The sequence below is a fragment of the Arthrobacter tumbae genome (assembly GCF_016907495.1).
GTDB classification, from domain to species: domain Bacteria; phylum Actinomycetota; class Actinomycetes; order Actinomycetales; family Micrococcaceae; genus Arthrobacter_D; species Arthrobacter_D tumbae.
Map to the genome: position 1 here is coordinate 2,141,247 of NZ_JAFBCC010000001.1, position 14,677 is coordinate 2,155,923.

The window sequence follows — 14,677 nt, forward strand, 5'->3', positions numbered from 1 at the left end:
AAAATTGATCGGCTGGCGGAGGTCATCATCTTTCGCATACTACCTGCGACGTCGAGGATTCGACCCCAAGACTGTCAATGGCCATTAGTTTCTGCCCACGGGCGGCCAGTAAAAGTGCCCGCTGGTGGCCAGTAAAACTGCCCTGTGATGGCCAACAGATCTGCCCACTGAGTGGTTCGGCGGGGTTGGCCATTTTTGGGGCGGTTAGTTCAGGGCTGTGACCCCCTTACCGGCGAGGGCTTGGGTGAGGCGGATCGAATCGCCGCTTGTTTGGCAGACGTGGGCGTGATGCAGGAGCCGGTCCACGGTGGCGGTGGCGAGGGTTTTGGGCATGAGCTCATCGAAACCGGCGGGGTGGAGGTTGGAGCTGATCGCAATGGAGCGCTTCTCGTAGGCTGCGTCCACGACCCGGTAGAGACCTTCGGCGGCGTCCGTGGCCACCGGCAACAGCCCGATGTCATCAATGACCACGAGCTCGGCGCGGAGGATCCGGGACACGGCCCTGGTGACGCTGTCATCGGTGCGGTGCGCCCGGATCAGGACGCCGAGGTCTTCGAGCCGGAACCAGGCCACGCGCATCCCGGCTTCCACGGCTTGCTGGCCGAGTGCTTCGAGGAAGAACGTTTTCCCGGTTCCGGAGGGCCCGCAGACGACCAGGTTTTCCCGCCGGGTGACCCATTCCAGGGTCCGTAGCGCGTGTTGGGTGGGGGCGGGGATGGAAGACGCGTCGGGGTCCCAGGCGTCGAAGGTTTTCCCGGTGGGGAATCCTGCTGCTTTGCGCCGGTTGGCGAGCATGGACCGTGCCCGTCCGGCGGTTTCCTCCGTGAAGAGGGCCTTGATGACCTCGACCGGCTCCCAACGCTGCGCTTTAGCGGTGGTGATCAGTTCCGGTGCCAGGGCGCGGGCGTGCGGCATCTTCAACTGACGCATCAGCGCTTCAAGGTCCGCAGGCAGGGGCGGTGCGGTGGTGTTGGTTGTGGTGACCGGGCTCATCGGGCGTCCTCCGCTGTGGTATCTGCGGTAATGGTGGTGTCGCTGGTAGGGGTGGTGGTGTGGTTCGGGGCGGGGTTGCCGATCGCCGCCCAGGCACTCGTTCCTTGAGTCAGCGAGGTGGTTTCATTCGCGGCGTGCGTGGTGGTGCGTTGGGTGGTGGCATTGAGGATCGAGGCCAGGTCACCGTGGGCGAACCGGCCATGCAGCGCGGCGGTCCCGAGAGCCCGGTCCACGGCTGCGGTGCCGGCGATCTTCGCCAGGGTGACGGCTTCGGCCATTTTCACGTTCATCCGCTGCGCGCCGGTGGCGGCTGCTTCGATGAGCCAGGTCCGGGCGCCTTCCCCGAGGGCCAGGAACTCGGCCTCGTCAGCGGTGCGGCCTTGACCGTGTAATCGCCCGGGATGCGGGTCCTGGTGCCGGGGAAATGCTCATCACAGATGGCCGGGCTGCCCGGGCGGGTACGGCGGTGTCGGGCGACTTCGACCGGACCGGCTGGCCCGTGGTGGACGATGATGATCTGCTCGCCGGGCCCGGTGCCGTGGGCGCGGACGAACACGCGGGCGCCGAGCAGGTGCGCGGGCACCGAGTACTGCCCGTTTTCGAAGGTCACCATGGGGGTGTTCTCCGGGACGGTGCGGGCGAGCCCGAACGCGACCGTATGCGCAGCACCCGGGATCCGGTGCAACCGGGGTTGTTCCTCGGTGAGCATGGTCGCGGGTTTGCGCCGGGTAATCCGGTGTTCGCGCTGGTTCACATGATCCATGAACGCTTCGCACGCCTCCTCCAACTCGGTGAAAGTGCTGTAGTCGGTGCGGAGGTTGGTGTCTTTGGGTACGAGGTCGGCTTTGGCGAGTTTCACCGCGGCTTCGACCCCGCCCTTGCTTGCCGGGTCCGCGGGCTGGCAGGTCAGCACCGTTACGCCGTAATGCCGGGCGAAGTCCAGGGTCTGCTGGTTCCTCACCGGGACCCCGGCGACATGGGCGGTGGTCACGGATTTCTCGTTATCGGTGAGCACATACGTCGGTGCCCCGCCCAGGATCCGGAAGCACCGGTCCAGGGCGGCGAACACGCTCGGCGCGGTCCGGTCCTTGAGCGGAATCACGATCCGGAACCGGGACCAGGCCAGCCAGGCGACGAACAGGACGGTCTTCACCCCTCCGATGCGCGGGCCGTCGCCGAAGTCGTACTGCAACCACATCCCCGGCTCGGTGATCCACGGCCGGTGGACCCGGACGTGTCCGAGCCGCCACGCGGCTTTGACCTGAGCGATGGCCCGCCGGGTGGAGCGCTCAGAGCCTTCATAGCCGAGGGCTACGAGCTTGTCGTGGGCTTTATCGGCGCGGATCCGGCCGTTGGATGTTTGGACCCACTCCTCGATTTTGGGCAGGAACGGGTCGGTGACCCGGTCCCGGGCAGCGGGTTCGGCGATCGGGCGGCCGGCGTCGCGTGCCGCGACATGCTTGGCAACAGTGTGGTGCGAGCAGCCCGTGAGCTCCGCTGTTGCGCGCAGCGACCCGGTCAGGTCGTAGGCAGCAAGAATTTCCATGATTTCTCCGTCAGACTTCATACAAGGGGTCTCTTCCTCGGTCAGGTTTGATGCGATTCGACACCGTCATCAAACCCCGGGAAGAGGCCCCGTACCGCTTAAGACGCGGTAGGAACAGTAAGGAAGTGGGCAGATCTCATGGCCACCGGTGGGCAGTTTTACTGGCCGTCAGTGGGCACTTTCGTGGCCGCCTATGGGCAGTTTTTCATGGCCGCTAACACAAGACGAGGAAGTAACCAAAAATCCTTCTCGCACGGGAGTTCAGTGAGTCACTGAGCGGATCCCTCACCGGACGCTCAGTTCAACTCACGGGCAGTCGCAGTTAGCGTGTGATGCGAGAAAAAGCGCTGACTAGTTGCTCTTGCTTCGCACGCGATATGTCCGCGCCCCAGGCGCGGGTGAATGACTGAACTACCCAGGCCGCTACCTCGTCAGGGTTTTCACCTTTGAGGAGTCTGGACGCAGATCCGTGCACTTCGCGATCGTACTCGTCATCAGGAAAGCCGTCCCCAGAAATACCGACGGGGTCGATATCCCAGAACGCCTCCCGCAAAGCAACGATCATCGGTAGCTCCATGGCTCTCATCATAGGAGGGAGCAGCTGCGCAACAAGCCAGGAAATCGAACCTTCAACCCGTCGAACTCGTGGATCCGCCACCGTGCCCTCTCTAGAACGGTCGAACTGGACAAGTCGCGGCAACTGGCCTTGGTGAGGACTCTTCACGTCTCAGGCGCCAGAATTGAAGAAACAAGAAATCCTTGGGAGTTGAAGTGCACAAGTTCGACCTTCGCCCATATTCCACTGGAGGTTTCGACTTCCTGGTCGATGGCGTGCTCCTGCGTGAGTTGATTTTCGAGTGTGAGGACATGGAAGAGCGAGAAGCGAGCCGCCTTCGCCGACAGCGATTCTCGTCCAGCATGGGCAGGGAACAAATCCGTCGTCTGAAAGGAGAGCTTCCCGGGCCGTTTTTCCCGCGCAGAGTCTGGCTCTACTTCTGCCCTGAGTGTTACAACGAGGGTTGCGGCGGCGTAAGTGTAAAGATCCAAGTCGAAGACGACCGGGTGACATGGAGCGATTTTCGGCACGACGCACCCACAGTCGAAGGGGAGCTCGAGACCTTCGACGATGAAGACGTAATCACATCAGTTGGAACGCTGGTATTTGACCGCGTTGAGTATGAAGCTGCCTTAGATCGGACAGGTAAACGGCTACATAGCATCTTCACGAGCGGTCAACGCAGTAGACGTTCATGAGCGTCGGATTCCCGTGATGATCCTTCACCGGACACTTAGCTCGCGGGCAAACTCCTCATCTGTTAGGGCTCTCCGCGGTACTTCCGTTCATTGCTAAAGAAGAACAGCGCGAACCCCGCTAGAGCAATAAGCGCGAAGATGAGGATTCCCCAAGTCTCCCCGGTCACACCGAAGTAGATACCGAACGCAACCAAAACTATCGATCCGCTACCCCGGATGAGGCTAAGAAGCCTGCTTCTTTCGCGGTAGGTCCAGACTTGACCTTTTTTGGGAAGCATTCGTCCTCCATTGGTCGACGGAGACGCAGGGACATCAACGCTCCGACTTTCTTCGATCCTAAGTGAACCAGCAGGACAGGCTGCTTAGCTGGGGAACAATCTTCGATGCCGTCTGACCAACAGGAGCGGAGGTCTACCTCGATCCCTCACTGTGCCCTGATTACTTTGCTGTGTTCTCCGAACGAACCGTGAGCTGGTCGCGTTTCGTTTGAGCCTGCTGTATCCCGTCACGCACCGCGGCTCGCACAACCCCATACAGCACGTAGAAGAAAATGCCTCCAACGACGAGGCCTAGGACAATTGTATTGAGCGCTTCAGCATCCACAGGCCGACCTTATCCCGCATCTAAGCCGTGCTCCACCGCGATCCCTCACTGCGCCTTCCGGTCTTAGCGCGTACTAGGGTGGCTGGATGACCGTCATTACCCGTGCCCCGACTGATTTAGTAGTAGCAATGAGCGATGGCATCCACATCCGCTTTGCAGGGGTCCTGCTGAAGTCCGTCCCGCCCTACGTTGGTGACCGCGCCGGAAAGCCTGGCATCCATCCACCGACGATGCCCGGAGTCACTGTCCACGAGCAGCTAACGACAAAGGTCACTGATGATCTGGGTACTGAGTACGCACGAACTGGTGGTCAGGTCGCGGGGGACGGTACGGAGTGGGACGCAACCTGGGTATTCACGCCGGCACCGCCTTCTGAGGCTCGTAGGCTTCGATTCGAGTTCAGCGTCGACGGGGTACCAACTGGTAAGTCTTGCGAGCTGGACCTTCAAACCAATTGACAGCGCCTTAGACCAGGGGCCCTTTGTTCTCATCCCTAGGGAACTAAACCCTTTATAGTTATCCAAGATTGGCAGGGTGTTTCCTCAGATAGTGAACACCGACGGTTGCTGCGCTGAGTCCCATGAGGATGAACAAGACACCGAACAGTAGATCGTTTCTCGCGAACGCCAGGGCACCGATCACTACGAAAACTACGGCTATTACGAAGAAAGCCGCTGCGAAGATACCTCTATTACCGGGGCCGGGTACGACCATTTTGCCTCCTCCAACTTCCCAACCTTGCTCAAAAGAGCCTTCTGTACAGTGCGCATCCCAAGCGTCCAGCGGGTCCCAGTCCGTATATTCACTCGATCGTGTGCCGGAGGGAAATCCGCTCCTACGGCTCGCCGCGGTGTTTGCGTTCTGAGCTGAAGAAGAACAGCCCAAGGAACCCAACCATCAGTAGCGCGATGATGAGTAGTAACCATTGGGATTCAGCGAATGCGAAGTAGAGGCCTGCGGCGAGGAAAAACACGATCGGGATGACCCAGATCAGGCTGATAAACCTGCCCCGTTCGCGGTATGTCCAGACCTGCCCTCGTTTCGGAAACATGACACGCCGTTCTGTAGCAATCCGCCAGATGACTAGAGGGACGTGAATGACATGGAAATCCTCATATTCCTCACGTAGGCCCTATCCGGGTGATTCTCCTGTGAAAATAGGCATGAAGACAATAGGAATCCTTCAACGGACGCTCTCAGGCAGGTCGACATCACATCGAGCGGTTATCGCGACGACGTTCCGATACAAGTAGACCGATGGAAGTGTCTCGCGGAATGCTCTTGATGTGGAGCAGCTTCAGGTGCAGGACCGCAGTTCGAGACTGTGTGACTAGCCCCGAAGTCCACCTCGCAATGTGCATTAGTGTGTCGGGGTCCGGGGTGATGTGGCTGCTTGAGTCGATGGGTCATCAGCATTGCTACGTCCGTTGTCGAGTACGCGTTGCGCTAATTTGCGGGCTGCATCGAATTGATCTCCTGAAAGTTGTCCGGTCGGTGACTGCTGGACAGTCGGTGTCGCTTCCGTTTCGTGAGTGGTGTGCATTCTGGAGCGGCCCTTAGCGATTGCTCCGCGCGCCAAAGATACGAGCAGGGCAGTAAGCGGCAGGGCTATTAGCACTATGACACCGAGCCATGGATCCGTTGATACTTCCCTTATTGTGCTCATGGTTCAGGTACAGCTGCGGCATCGACGGTTTCATATTCGATGGCGGTGTGCCCGAGGATCTCATTGGCGCCGAACCCGAATGCGGCGTATGTCATCAGAGTTCGTTCGCCGATGATCAGGCCGGAGTCGGGATCGATGATGATTTCATCTCGTTCTCCGGCGCGGAGCGGCTCCGTGCGTCCAATTGCGATCCCTGTTTTGCCGTTGAGGTTGGCTTGGTTTTCCGATGCTGCGACTCCGGGGATTAGGGCCAGCGCTTCGTAGAGCCCTGCTCGTAGGTCGGCAGGGACGAGACCGGTCCGCAACAGGTCGGTGATGCGAACGAAGTTGTTCTCATCGCGTGATGCGGACCCACCCTGATAGGTGGAGTTGAAGTAGTCGTACAGTGCTTGTCCGTCACGAGGAAGGTTGGCAATGTCGTCCGCGGTGAATGGTACGGTCCAGGGCAATTCGTAGAATTCGCCGTCGTGGGCGCTGATCGTTTCCTCGTGTGCTGGTATGGGCCCCATCGCCCCCCATTCCCGATCGAGTACCCATTCTTTGGTCGGGTCCCCGGGAACGTAGACGTCGATTCTCTGCTCTGTCATCTCACGCCACTCCTGGCCGTCCTCGTTGACGCCGCCGCCCATCCAGTTCCCGTCTGTGCTGATGAGAAGGTACTCACCGGGCGCTGGTTGGAGATCATGGAAGGACGAGATTCGCTCTGCCACCGTGTTCAGGATTCCTGCAGCGTGGGCTGTCTGGACGGTCACGCTTGTTTGGCCGATGCCGAGGAGGCCCAGGCACGTCGCGGCTGCTATCAGGACTATGCGTCCGGTCCGCTTCTTTCGTTGTGGCCGAATCGCTACAGCCGCAGTTGATGAAGCAGCTACGGATGCTGTGGCTGTTCCCGAGGGCAGGTTGACCAACTGCCGGCGTAACGCTTCACTTCGATCGGTTTGAAACGTCGGGGAGTTCATGATGTTTTCCTTCCGTGCACCGGCCGGCCAACCGGCTCCCTCGTGCTGGAGACTTCTTCGTAGAGGTTGCCGAGCTGGCTCTTCGCCCGGTGAAGGCGGGACTTTACAGTTCCTTCAGCGATACCTAGCGCGGTACTGGCATCTCGAGTGCTGAGCCCCTCGATCACACACAATGTGAGAACGTCACGCGCCAAGGGTTTGAGCTGCGCAAAAGCTTTCCTCAGGATCATTGTTTGCCGTTCGCGCTCGTCAACATCGGTCACCTCGTCAGCGATGTCCGGCTGGGAGAGTGGAGCCGGGAGCTGTCCGAGGAACTGCTTATGGCGGCGTTGGTGTCGGCCGTGATTGCGGATCGTGTTATTGGTCGTCACCAGCAACCAGGCGATGATCGATGAGTTGACCATGCGAACATACTCACGCCGCCGCCAGGCCTCGTAGAAAACGATGGCGGTGATGTCCTCGGCTGTATGAGCGGATGTCACCACACGTAAAGCGTGATGAAAGACCCGGTCCCGGTGGCGATCGAAAAGGACGCCGAAGGAGTCACCGTCACCGTTGACCACTTTCCGCCACAATGTCTCATCCGAGACTGCAGGTTCCCCACTCATACCCCATAGTGTCCGCACGAGGAGAATGGTTCCATCTTTTGGGCAGCGTTTAGCGTCAAGACGTAAGTGCGTGCGGATCCCTCACCGCTATGCCTTGTTTCGGTTTTGCCGCTCTCGTCTCAGCCTCAACGCGAAAGCGACAAGCGCTACAACCAGCACGACAAGCATTATGAATCCCCAGACCACATCGCCGGAGGTGAACGAGGTGATGGTGACAATCCCGAGGAGAACCGCTCCGAAAATGCTCGCGAACACTCCGGCCCTGCTGGTTTGGGACCAGTGCAGGTTTGTCTCCCTTCGGCCGAAGTCGTCATTCGCCATTAGTTGGATTCCCCTCGTGCGCTGAACTCACCCATACTCATTTCGAAACACATCGTCCGACTCATGATCCCTCACCGCACCGTCACCTCGATCTGTTCGGCACTACAGCGACCCACTATCAATCGCTCGATCGCACGGCTTCAGCTCCCTGGTGCTTCCGGCATAGGGTGGCAGCTACGCTTCACGAATGGTAGATCAATCACGGCGTACTGAACCTTTTGTCCTGTATGGGGTGCTAATCCTAGTTGGGGTGGTCCTTATAGCTACTGGTGTCTTCACACGCGATTCAATTGGCCTCTTCGCGGGCTGGCTAGTCATGAGCGTAGGGATCGTCACCATATTTGCCATCCCCATAATTCGGCGTAGGCGCCGCAAGCGTGAGTCACCATAGCGCCAGTCTCAAACCCGTATTTGGACTTCGCTTCGGACGTGCCGTCGTCGGATCCCTCAGCGTTCGCTTTCGTCCAAACGCTCGAAACCAGTGTTGCGGATCGTGTAGTCGTCAATCCGTTGTGTCGTAGTCGTCAATCTGTTGTGTCTACGTCCGCGTGCGTTTGGCGACGCCGGCGAAGAACTAATCCGACTGCGTTCGCTAACGCAAGGCCATAGCTGAGGACTACGACTATCACGTTGATGGTTACCCAGACAGGGTTAGAGACTGGGTTGAATAGTGCACTTGTTCCTAAGAGAATTCCGAGCACGACGTATGTAATGCGGGGGAAGTCATTCACAAGGAACTTTGGCCTTGGCATACCCGGAGCTTAGTGCGGCTCGCCCCAGTCCGGTAGGTCGATCCTTCATCGGACACTGCGACATAATGTGACACCCCCCTGGTTTCCCCGCGGACGCGTCGAAAGAAGTTCGGTCGTGTCCTCGTCATGCAACTCGCGGAGCTGTGGAAGGTTAGAGCCGTGAAGATTGTTCAACAAGAAAGTGATTGGAAGCTGAGCTTCCGCCAAACGATCGAGGACGCCGAACTCGAACCGGAGACGCTGTATAACGCAGCCAATGACCTCCAGCGGATCTCAAGAGCAGAAGCGATCGAGCTGCTCTATCAGCTGGCGATTGACGCAGGCATTACCGACGCTCTGCTGAATTACGGCATCTTCCTGTGGGACGAAGGCAAGCTCAAGCAGGCTATTCCTCTTCTTGAGCGAGCCTACGAGGCCGATGACCCGCATGCTGCCCTGACACTCGGACAGATCTACTTTGAACTCAACGATGCAAAGACAGCAATCACCTGGTTCGAGCGATCAGGTGATCACCCATACGTGCCGGTGCGCCTGTCCCGCGCGTACCGTTCCCTCGGAGCCGAGAACACCGCACTGAGAATCCTCCTGGAGGCAAGAGAGAAGAACCCTGCAGCTGCCGTCGAGCTCGTACTGAGTGGAGAGCTGGAGGTTGACGAGTCGATTGAACTCCTCGAGCGCCACATGGATGAAGGCGGTGTCGACGTGCTCATCCCGCTGGCGAACCTCTATGGGAGAAAGGGCCGTGCCGCCGACGAAATCGAACTGCTCCGTCGAGCCGTCGGCGCCAGCGAACCGAATGCACTGCACAATCTCGGGCTAGCGCTTTGGCAAGCAGGACACCGCCAGGAAGGCAGAACACTCTTGAAGGAAGCTGCGCAAAGCGGTGACCATCTCGCCGCTCAAGCGTTGCACGGTCTCCGTAGAAAGCGCCGCAAGAGATAGCCCTCATCCCACAACAACGGATCCCTCAGCGCGCTCTATAGACTCAAATCGAAGGCAGGGTTAAAGAAGCCTGGTCGGCACGCTGTCCCTCGCGCGCGGTGCCGATCAGCGGTAGTGTCCGGGACATGACGCCCAAAAGGCTAGGCATGATGTTGGCACTGATAGGGCTAGCAATGGTTATTGTCAATCAGCTGATCGCTTGGACGGCGTCGAGCGACAGCGTGCGAATCATCGCTGCGCTCAGTAGCGTCTGCGGGTTGGTACTAATGATTGCTGGACTGAAACTTAGGAAGCGAGCCGACTGGCAGGGCGGGCGGCGTTGAGTGGAAGAGCGCGATCAGTCTCGCGAACAGTCAGTGTGTAACGGTGCGCACGTGATCCCCCAACGCAACAGTGATGTGGCCGAAGCTGTGCAACGAGGTCGTGATCTCTTTCGGGTACGGTCGACGCATGGGGAATTATGGGGATAGCCGAACCGAATTTGTGCGGATTCACGAAATCGGTGTCGAACCAGCCAGCGCTGCTCCAGATAGCCCTGAGGAAAGAGTTCATTCAACTCAGAATGATCGCGGCCACAATTCGTACTTCATCGGAGCATGGATCCTCGTCGCACTCTCGACCGGCCTGGGAGCGCTCTGGCTACTAGGACTCGTCCGAGAACAACCCGAGCGTTACGGGAACGTCGTCACAGTCGACGCGGCGACCGGTCTACCTTCCTTCGACGGTTCGAATACGGACAGCACCGTACTCGAGAACCTCGCTGAGCTCGCCCCAAACTTATTCCTTATCGGACTCAGTGGCGCCCTCGCACTACTGATAGTTCAGGGCGTCACACACCGGCGACGCCGGCAGAGCCAACAAGATGAACGTTAGGCGCGTACTTCGCGCTTGCTTGATCGCCCTCGGAGTGCTCTCAGTGATCTGGGTCGGCGGATTGGCGTGGGGCCTGCTAGATGACGGTAACGTTCCATCCGACTCAGCTTTCCCTCCTGTTCCTCCTCCCAGCACGATCGGGTCAATCTCCACAAAGTGCGGCTCGGGCGGTTGTTGGAGAGAGCTGGTCGTAGAGATCGAACCGCCACAATCAGCAGAATCCGTTTCCGCCGAGATGGGAGTGACGCCGGAACGATGCGGACCCTTGAATGTATGGACTATGCGAAAGACGTGCGTAGGGAGAGCGGGCGACAAAACCGGAGAGGAGCTAAGAATTTATCTCCTTTTCGACGAATCGTTATCGAAATACTAGGTTCTCCGAAGCCTTCTACTTCTCTTGGACGAAGTGGATCGCCTAACGCAACGCCAGCTGGTAGGCGGGAATATGCCGCCGGACACCCGCTGACAAGGTCCCTGCTCCGAGTGGGTGTCGGTGCATGCCGTCACGGATATTGAGGCGGGCCCGTGAAGAACCCGATCGTGACTACAGCGACCGTGGCTAAAACGCCCAGACACAGCGCGGCGATGGGCCACCATTTGCGCGTGGAAGGGAGGTTGTAGCGGTACACCCTGGTCAAGATCGTTGAAAATACCGCGCACATCACGAACACGGCGCTGATCGGAACTGCAGCGATGCCCAGCTCACCCTCATAACACCCATTGCCGACGTCACAGACCATCCGGTGTTGGTGCAGACCCAAGTACATGCCAAAAAAGGCGGCCGGTAGGAAACACACCACGATGCCGCTGAGGATGAGCACGGCAGTTACGGTATGAGCCCGGGCGGAGGGTTGAGCGCTCACCGGCGTGGCTGCGTCAGCGTCCATGTGCTGACCGCTCACTGGTTGATGGGCTTTCCGTCCGCGTCAACGGGGAAGCTGTCGATTACTTCCCCAGTTCCCGCATCAATGATGACTACCGAGTGCTCAGGCCACCCCGGATCAGGAACTACCGAGTACTCGACTTCAGCCAAAGGGACGGCAGCCGCCCGGCCTGACGCGTCACGATCAGAAGCATCAACGATCTCTCCTGTGTCAGTGCGAACCGTAATCGTCTCATCAGGAAGACCAGAAACATCACCTGACACAGGAGTCGAGTTCCACCAACCCTCGTACCCACCAACCGACACGTTTTCTGGCGGGGCTACCTCCGAAGCCGGCGTCACGTCAGCTTCAACGCCACAACCATTCATCGTGAGCATTCCGAGAAAAACCGAACCAGCCACTACTGCCCTACGAACCTTCACAAGCGTCCCCCATATCATTTACGTTCAAAGGATCTGAGCCTACTGTGCTCACTAGTGCGCCACGAGACATTCGCAGATCACATGTGTGTTCGCTCGCAAGGGCAGGTGTTGCGTCAAATATGCCTTGCGCAACACCGGCTGCACGTTGGGAATCCCTCACCGTGCTCCTTCTCAGCGGGCATACGAGATGCGAGTACACCAGGCACTACCGATTCGAGGTGTCTTGTGGCCGGCGCGTGGGAAGCGCCGTAGCCGGACCGGTCATGGGCCTCGCCGGCTACTCCGGCGTCAGCGCCGTTGCCGCCGCGCTTGTCGTCGCGGCGTCGGTGACCCTGCTGCGGTTGGGTGCCGCGCAGCGGCCGCAGGTCTCACTCCCCTCGCCATGACCGCGTTCGCCGACGTCGACGGCCTCCTTCAACCCGCTTTGATCGTCGAAGCGCTACCCACTACATGTACCTTGTTGCCACCGATGGCCATTGGCCGGATTGAGAACAAGGGTCTTAGCGCCGACCTGTGGTGGCCGACGCCCTAGTGCGGGCAGATTTTAGAACATAGCCGTCTTGTCCACCTTGGGCGGCAACTAATCCGCAACCTGGGTGAAAGTGAGCCCGGCGACGGGTGTCGCGCATGAAAAAACAGGTTTCCGTGGCCAAATTCTCCGGTCAATTGATCTGCAGGCTCGGACAAGCAGCGAGCCCCCGAACAAACGGGTTATCGGCGTCAGCCTCCGCTCAAGCGCCGAATCACCAACACATAAGCCGATTTCCGATCGATGGCCCTTTCTGAGGCTCATCGCGCTGTCCTTCTCCCCGGAGATCTACCTTCTATGCGCTCTGGCCCGCGTAGAGGTTATGCGGCTCGATCACAAGCAATAGAGCCAGCGACTAGCGCGGTACCTCTGCCCATATCTCTGAAAAAGCTTGCGCAAGCGCGGACAGCCGGGGTACCTTATTTAGAACCCGGTCCGTAAATACGAACTGCACCGAGTACAACAAACTCTCTCAAGGAGAACCAGATGACCGCTCAGAGTCGAGCAATAGTGCTTTCAGCCTTCGAGGAACCGTTCGAGTTGAGGAGCTTTGACATCCCGGAGCCCGGCCCACAGGCGGCCATCGTCGACGTGGAATATGCGGGCATTTGCGGCACCGACGTTCACCTCCAGGCCGGCCGGTTGCCCATCCCCACTCCCGTCGTTCTTGGGCATGAGGCTGTGGGACGCATCGCCGCACTAGGTGAGGGCCTGACACACGACGTCCTCGGTGAGCCCCTGGCCGTAGGCGACGCCGTTGCCTGGCAGAATAGCGTGGCTTGCGGCCGTTGCCGGTACTGCCTTGTCGAGCAGCAACCGACGCTCTGCACGGGGTCTCGAAGGATCTACGGCATCAACCAGCGCGCTGACACCTTCCCGCATCTTTCCGGCGGCTGGGCTGACAGTATGTACCTCCAGCCCGGAACCACATTGGTGAAACTTCCTGAGGGCATCACCCCCCGGGACGTCATTCCTCTTGGCTGCGCCGGACCCACCGCTGTTCATGGTGTCCTGTACGAAACGAAGATCAGTTTCGGCGACATCGTCGTAATTCAGGGCAGCGGCCCGGTCGGCGTGGCTGCCGCCATTTATGCCCAGCTATCCGGTGCGGCGAAGGTAATCATTGTGGGCGGCCCAGCGTCCCGTCTCGAGACCACCGCTAATCTCGGTGTCGGACATGAGCACTTCGATGTCATGGACGGGACCAGCACCGAAGACCGCATTGCCGCGGTGAAGGGTCTTACACCGCATGGCCAGGGCGCCGACGTCGTCATCGAATGTGCGGGAATTCCTTCGGCTGTGGCCGAGGGTATCGAAATGGTACGTCCGGCGGGACAGTACTGTGTCGTCGGCCAGTACACGGACCACGGCGCCACTCCGATCAACCCGCACTACATCACCCGTAAGCAACTGACAGTGCAAGGCTCGTGGGGCTTCTCCCCACAGCACTACATCCGCTACATCCAGACGCTGCCGCGGCTGCTCGCGGAATTCGACCTCGCGAGCATTCTGACGGAGTACCCGCTGGACCAGGCGAACCAGGCAATTGCCGATGTCAAGGCTGGGACTGTCATGAAGGCAGTGCTCCGGCCTGCGGCGGCAGGTGTCTGACATGGTCTCGGAATGCCTCGTATATGACGAAGTGCCGGCCTTGGACGACGCGCTCCTGGCTCGCTGCGCTGCTCTCCCGACCGCGGCGTTCTCGGACGCTATGCAACGCTTCGGCGGTGCCGTGGGGCTCTCGCCCATCACCTCAACCGGAGCTGGCAGGAAAGCAGTGCACCTCGTAGGTCGCGCCCTCACGGTCCAGACCCGTCCCGGGGATAATCTGACCGTCCACAAGGCCGCCGATCTGGCAGTTCCCGGTGAGGTCCTCGTGGTCGACGCCGGTGCCCAGACTGACCGCGCGATCGTCGGCGGGCTCCTGGCGAGTTACGCACAGAAACGGGGCGTAGCAGGGATAGTGCTCGACGGCGCTGTCCGGGACCTTTCGGAACTCGCGGAATTGGGCATCCCCGTTTTCGCCCGCGGAGTTTCCCATCTGGGCCCCTACAAGGACGGACCCGGGGTGATCCGGGGAAACATCGCCGTCGGTGGCACTGCCGTCTGCCAGGGAGATCTTGTTGTCGGCGATGAGGACGGCATCGTCTTCGTCCCGCGCCACCGCGCAGCCGCCGTGGTCGAAGCAGCCGAGGCCGTCGTTGAACGTGAACGGCTGATCACCCTGGCAATCAACGGCGACAGCTGGGACCGCAGCTGGGTCGACGCCGGACTTACCGTGCAGCGCGTCTCCAGATGAGCGCTGCGCCACCAATTTTCACCCAG

General features: G+C 59.7%; 13 protein-coding genes and 1 pseudogene. 4 read left to right on the forward strand and 10 right to left on the reverse strand.

Translation table 11 applies throughout. The features are described from left to right. Positions 1 to 204 precede the first annotated feature (204 nt). From istB to JOD47_RS10390, 9 genes and pseudogenes are all read right to left on the reverse strand, one after another. On the reverse strand, positions 205 to 993 hold the full coding sequence (gene istB / locus JOD47_RS10350; RefSeq protein ID WP_204532013.1) for an IS21-like element helper ATPase IstB: 789 nt from the start codon (positions 991 to 993) through the stop codon (positions 205 to 207). Next, a pseudogene (gene istA / locus JOD47_RS10355) lies at positions 990 to 2,560 on the reverse strand (IS21 family transposase). The gene istB and the pseudogene istA overlap by 4 nt, the downstream one beginning before the upstream one ends. A gap of 301 nt (positions 2,561 to 2,861) precedes the next feature. Further along, positions 2,862 to 3,104: a hypothetical protein gene (locus JOD47_RS10360; protein ID WP_204534077.1), complete on the reverse strand. Its 243-nt coding sequence runs from the start codon at positions 3,102 to 3,104 to the stop codon at positions 2,862 to 2,864. 155 nt (positions 3,105 to 3,259) lie between these two features. Then, entirely contained in the window at positions 3,260 to 3,625 is a 366-nt protein-coding gene (locus tag JOD47_RS10365) for a hypothetical protein (protein ID WP_204534078.1), read from the reverse strand. Positions 3,626 to 4,912: 1,287 nt separating this feature from the next. Then, positions 4,913 to 5,110 (reverse strand): hypothetical protein, encoded by a 198-nt coding sequence (locus tag JOD47_RS10370; RefSeq protein WP_204534080.1) that lies wholly within the window; start codon positions 5,108 to 5,110, stop codon positions 4,913 to 4,915. A gap of 121 nt (positions 5,111 to 5,231) precedes the next feature. Beyond that, a complete protein-coding gene (locus JOD47_RS10375) occupies positions 5,232 to 5,447 on the reverse strand; it encodes a hypothetical protein (protein ID WP_204534082.1) in 216 nt (71 codons plus the stop codon). Positions 5,448 to 6,058: 611 nt separating this feature from the next. Beyond that, positions 6,059 to 7,021 carry a CU044_5270 family protein gene (locus JOD47_RS10380; protein ID WP_204534084.1) on the reverse strand — a complete coding sequence of 321 codons (963 nt, stop codon included), beginning with the start codon at positions 7,019 to 7,021 and terminating at the stop codon, positions 6,059 to 6,061. Further along, positions 7,018 to 7,629, reverse strand: a complete 612-nt coding sequence (locus JOD47_RS10385) for an RNA polymerase sigma factor (protein WP_204534086.1) — start codon at positions 7,627 to 7,629, stop codon at positions 7,018 to 7,020. The genes JOD47_RS10380 and JOD47_RS10385 overlap by 4 nt, the downstream gene beginning before the upstream one ends. Before the next feature lie 87 nt (positions 7,630 to 7,716). Further along, on the reverse strand, positions 7,717 to 7,950 hold the full coding sequence (locus JOD47_RS10390; protein ID WP_204534088.1) for a hypothetical protein: 234 nt from the start codon (positions 7,948 to 7,950) through the stop codon (positions 7,717 to 7,719). Positions 7,951 to 8,861: 911 nt separating this feature from the next. On the opposite strand from JOD47_RS10390, the gene JOD47_RS10395 reads away from it, so the two are divergent. Further along, positions 8,862 to 9,644, forward strand: coding sequence for a tetratricopeptide repeat protein (locus JOD47_RS10395; RefSeq protein ID WP_204534090.1), 783 nt, complete (start codon positions 8,862 to 8,864; stop codon positions 9,642 to 9,644). Between the two features lie 1,376 nt (positions 9,645 to 11,020). Here JOD47_RS10395 and JOD47_RS10400 read toward each other — a convergent pair. Further along, positions 11,021 to 11,338 carry a hypothetical protein gene (locus JOD47_RS10400; protein WP_204534092.1) on the reverse strand — a complete coding sequence of 106 codons (318 nt, stop codon included), beginning with the start codon at positions 11,336 to 11,338 and terminating at the stop codon, positions 11,021 to 11,023. A 721-nt stretch (positions 11,339 to 12,059) separates the two neighbouring features. On the opposite strand from JOD47_RS10400, the gene JOD47_RS10405 reads away from it, so the two are divergent. From JOD47_RS10405 to JOD47_RS10415, 3 genes are all read left to right on the forward strand, one after another. After that, entirely contained in the window at positions 12,060 to 12,209 is a 150-nt protein-coding gene (locus JOD47_RS10405; protein WP_204534094.1) for a hypothetical protein, read from the forward strand. 629 nt (positions 12,210 to 12,838) lie between these two features. Then, positions 12,839 to 13,963, forward strand: coding sequence for a zinc-binding dehydrogenase (locus JOD47_RS10410; protein WP_204534095.1), 1,125 nt, complete (start codon positions 12,839 to 12,841; stop codon positions 13,961 to 13,963). Between the two features lies 1 nt (position 13,964). Beyond that, complete coding sequence (locus JOD47_RS10415) at positions 13,965 to 14,651, forward strand: RraA family protein (protein ID WP_204534096.1); 687 nt, start codon at positions 13,965 to 13,967, stop codon at positions 14,649 to 14,651. Positions 14,652 to 14,677 lie beyond the last annotated feature (26 nt).

Excerpts from the sequence above, each read along its gene's own strand:
- istB (WP_204532013.1), bottom strand. The coding sequence starts at position 993 with ATGAGCCCGGTCACCACAACCAACACCACCGCACCGCCCCTGCCTGCG.
- JOD47_RS10360 (WP_204534077.1), bottom strand. The coding sequence starts at position 3,104 with ATGATCGTTGCTTTGCGGGAGGCGTTCTGGGATATCGACCCCGTCGGT.
- JOD47_RS10370 (WP_204534080.1), bottom strand. The coding sequence starts at position 5,110 with ATGGTCGTACCCGGCCCCGGTAATAGAGGTATCTTCGCAGCGGCTTTC.
- JOD47_RS10375 (WP_204534082.1), bottom strand. The coding sequence starts at position 5,447 with ATGTTTCCGAAACGAGGGCAGGTCTGGACATACCGCGAACGGGGCAGG.
- JOD47_RS10380 (WP_204534084.1), bottom strand. The coding sequence starts at position 7,021 with ATGAACTCCCCGACGTTTCAAACCGATCGAAGTGAAGCGTTACGCCGG.
- JOD47_RS10385 (WP_204534086.1), bottom strand. The coding sequence starts at position 7,629 with ATGAGTGGGGAACCTGCAGTCTCGGATGAGACATTGTGGCGGAAAGTG.
- JOD47_RS10390 (WP_204534088.1), bottom strand. The coding sequence starts at position 7,950 with ATGGCGAATGACGACTTCGGCCGAAGGGAGACAAACCTGCACTGGTCC.
- JOD47_RS10410 (WP_204534095.1), top strand. The coding sequence starts at position 12,839 with ATGACCGCTCAGAGTCGAGCAATAGTGCTTTCAGCCTTCGAGGAACCG.
- JOD47_RS10415 (WP_204534096.1), top strand. The coding sequence starts at position 13,965 with ATGGTCTCGGAATGCCTCGTATATGACGAAGTGCCGGCCTTGGACGAC.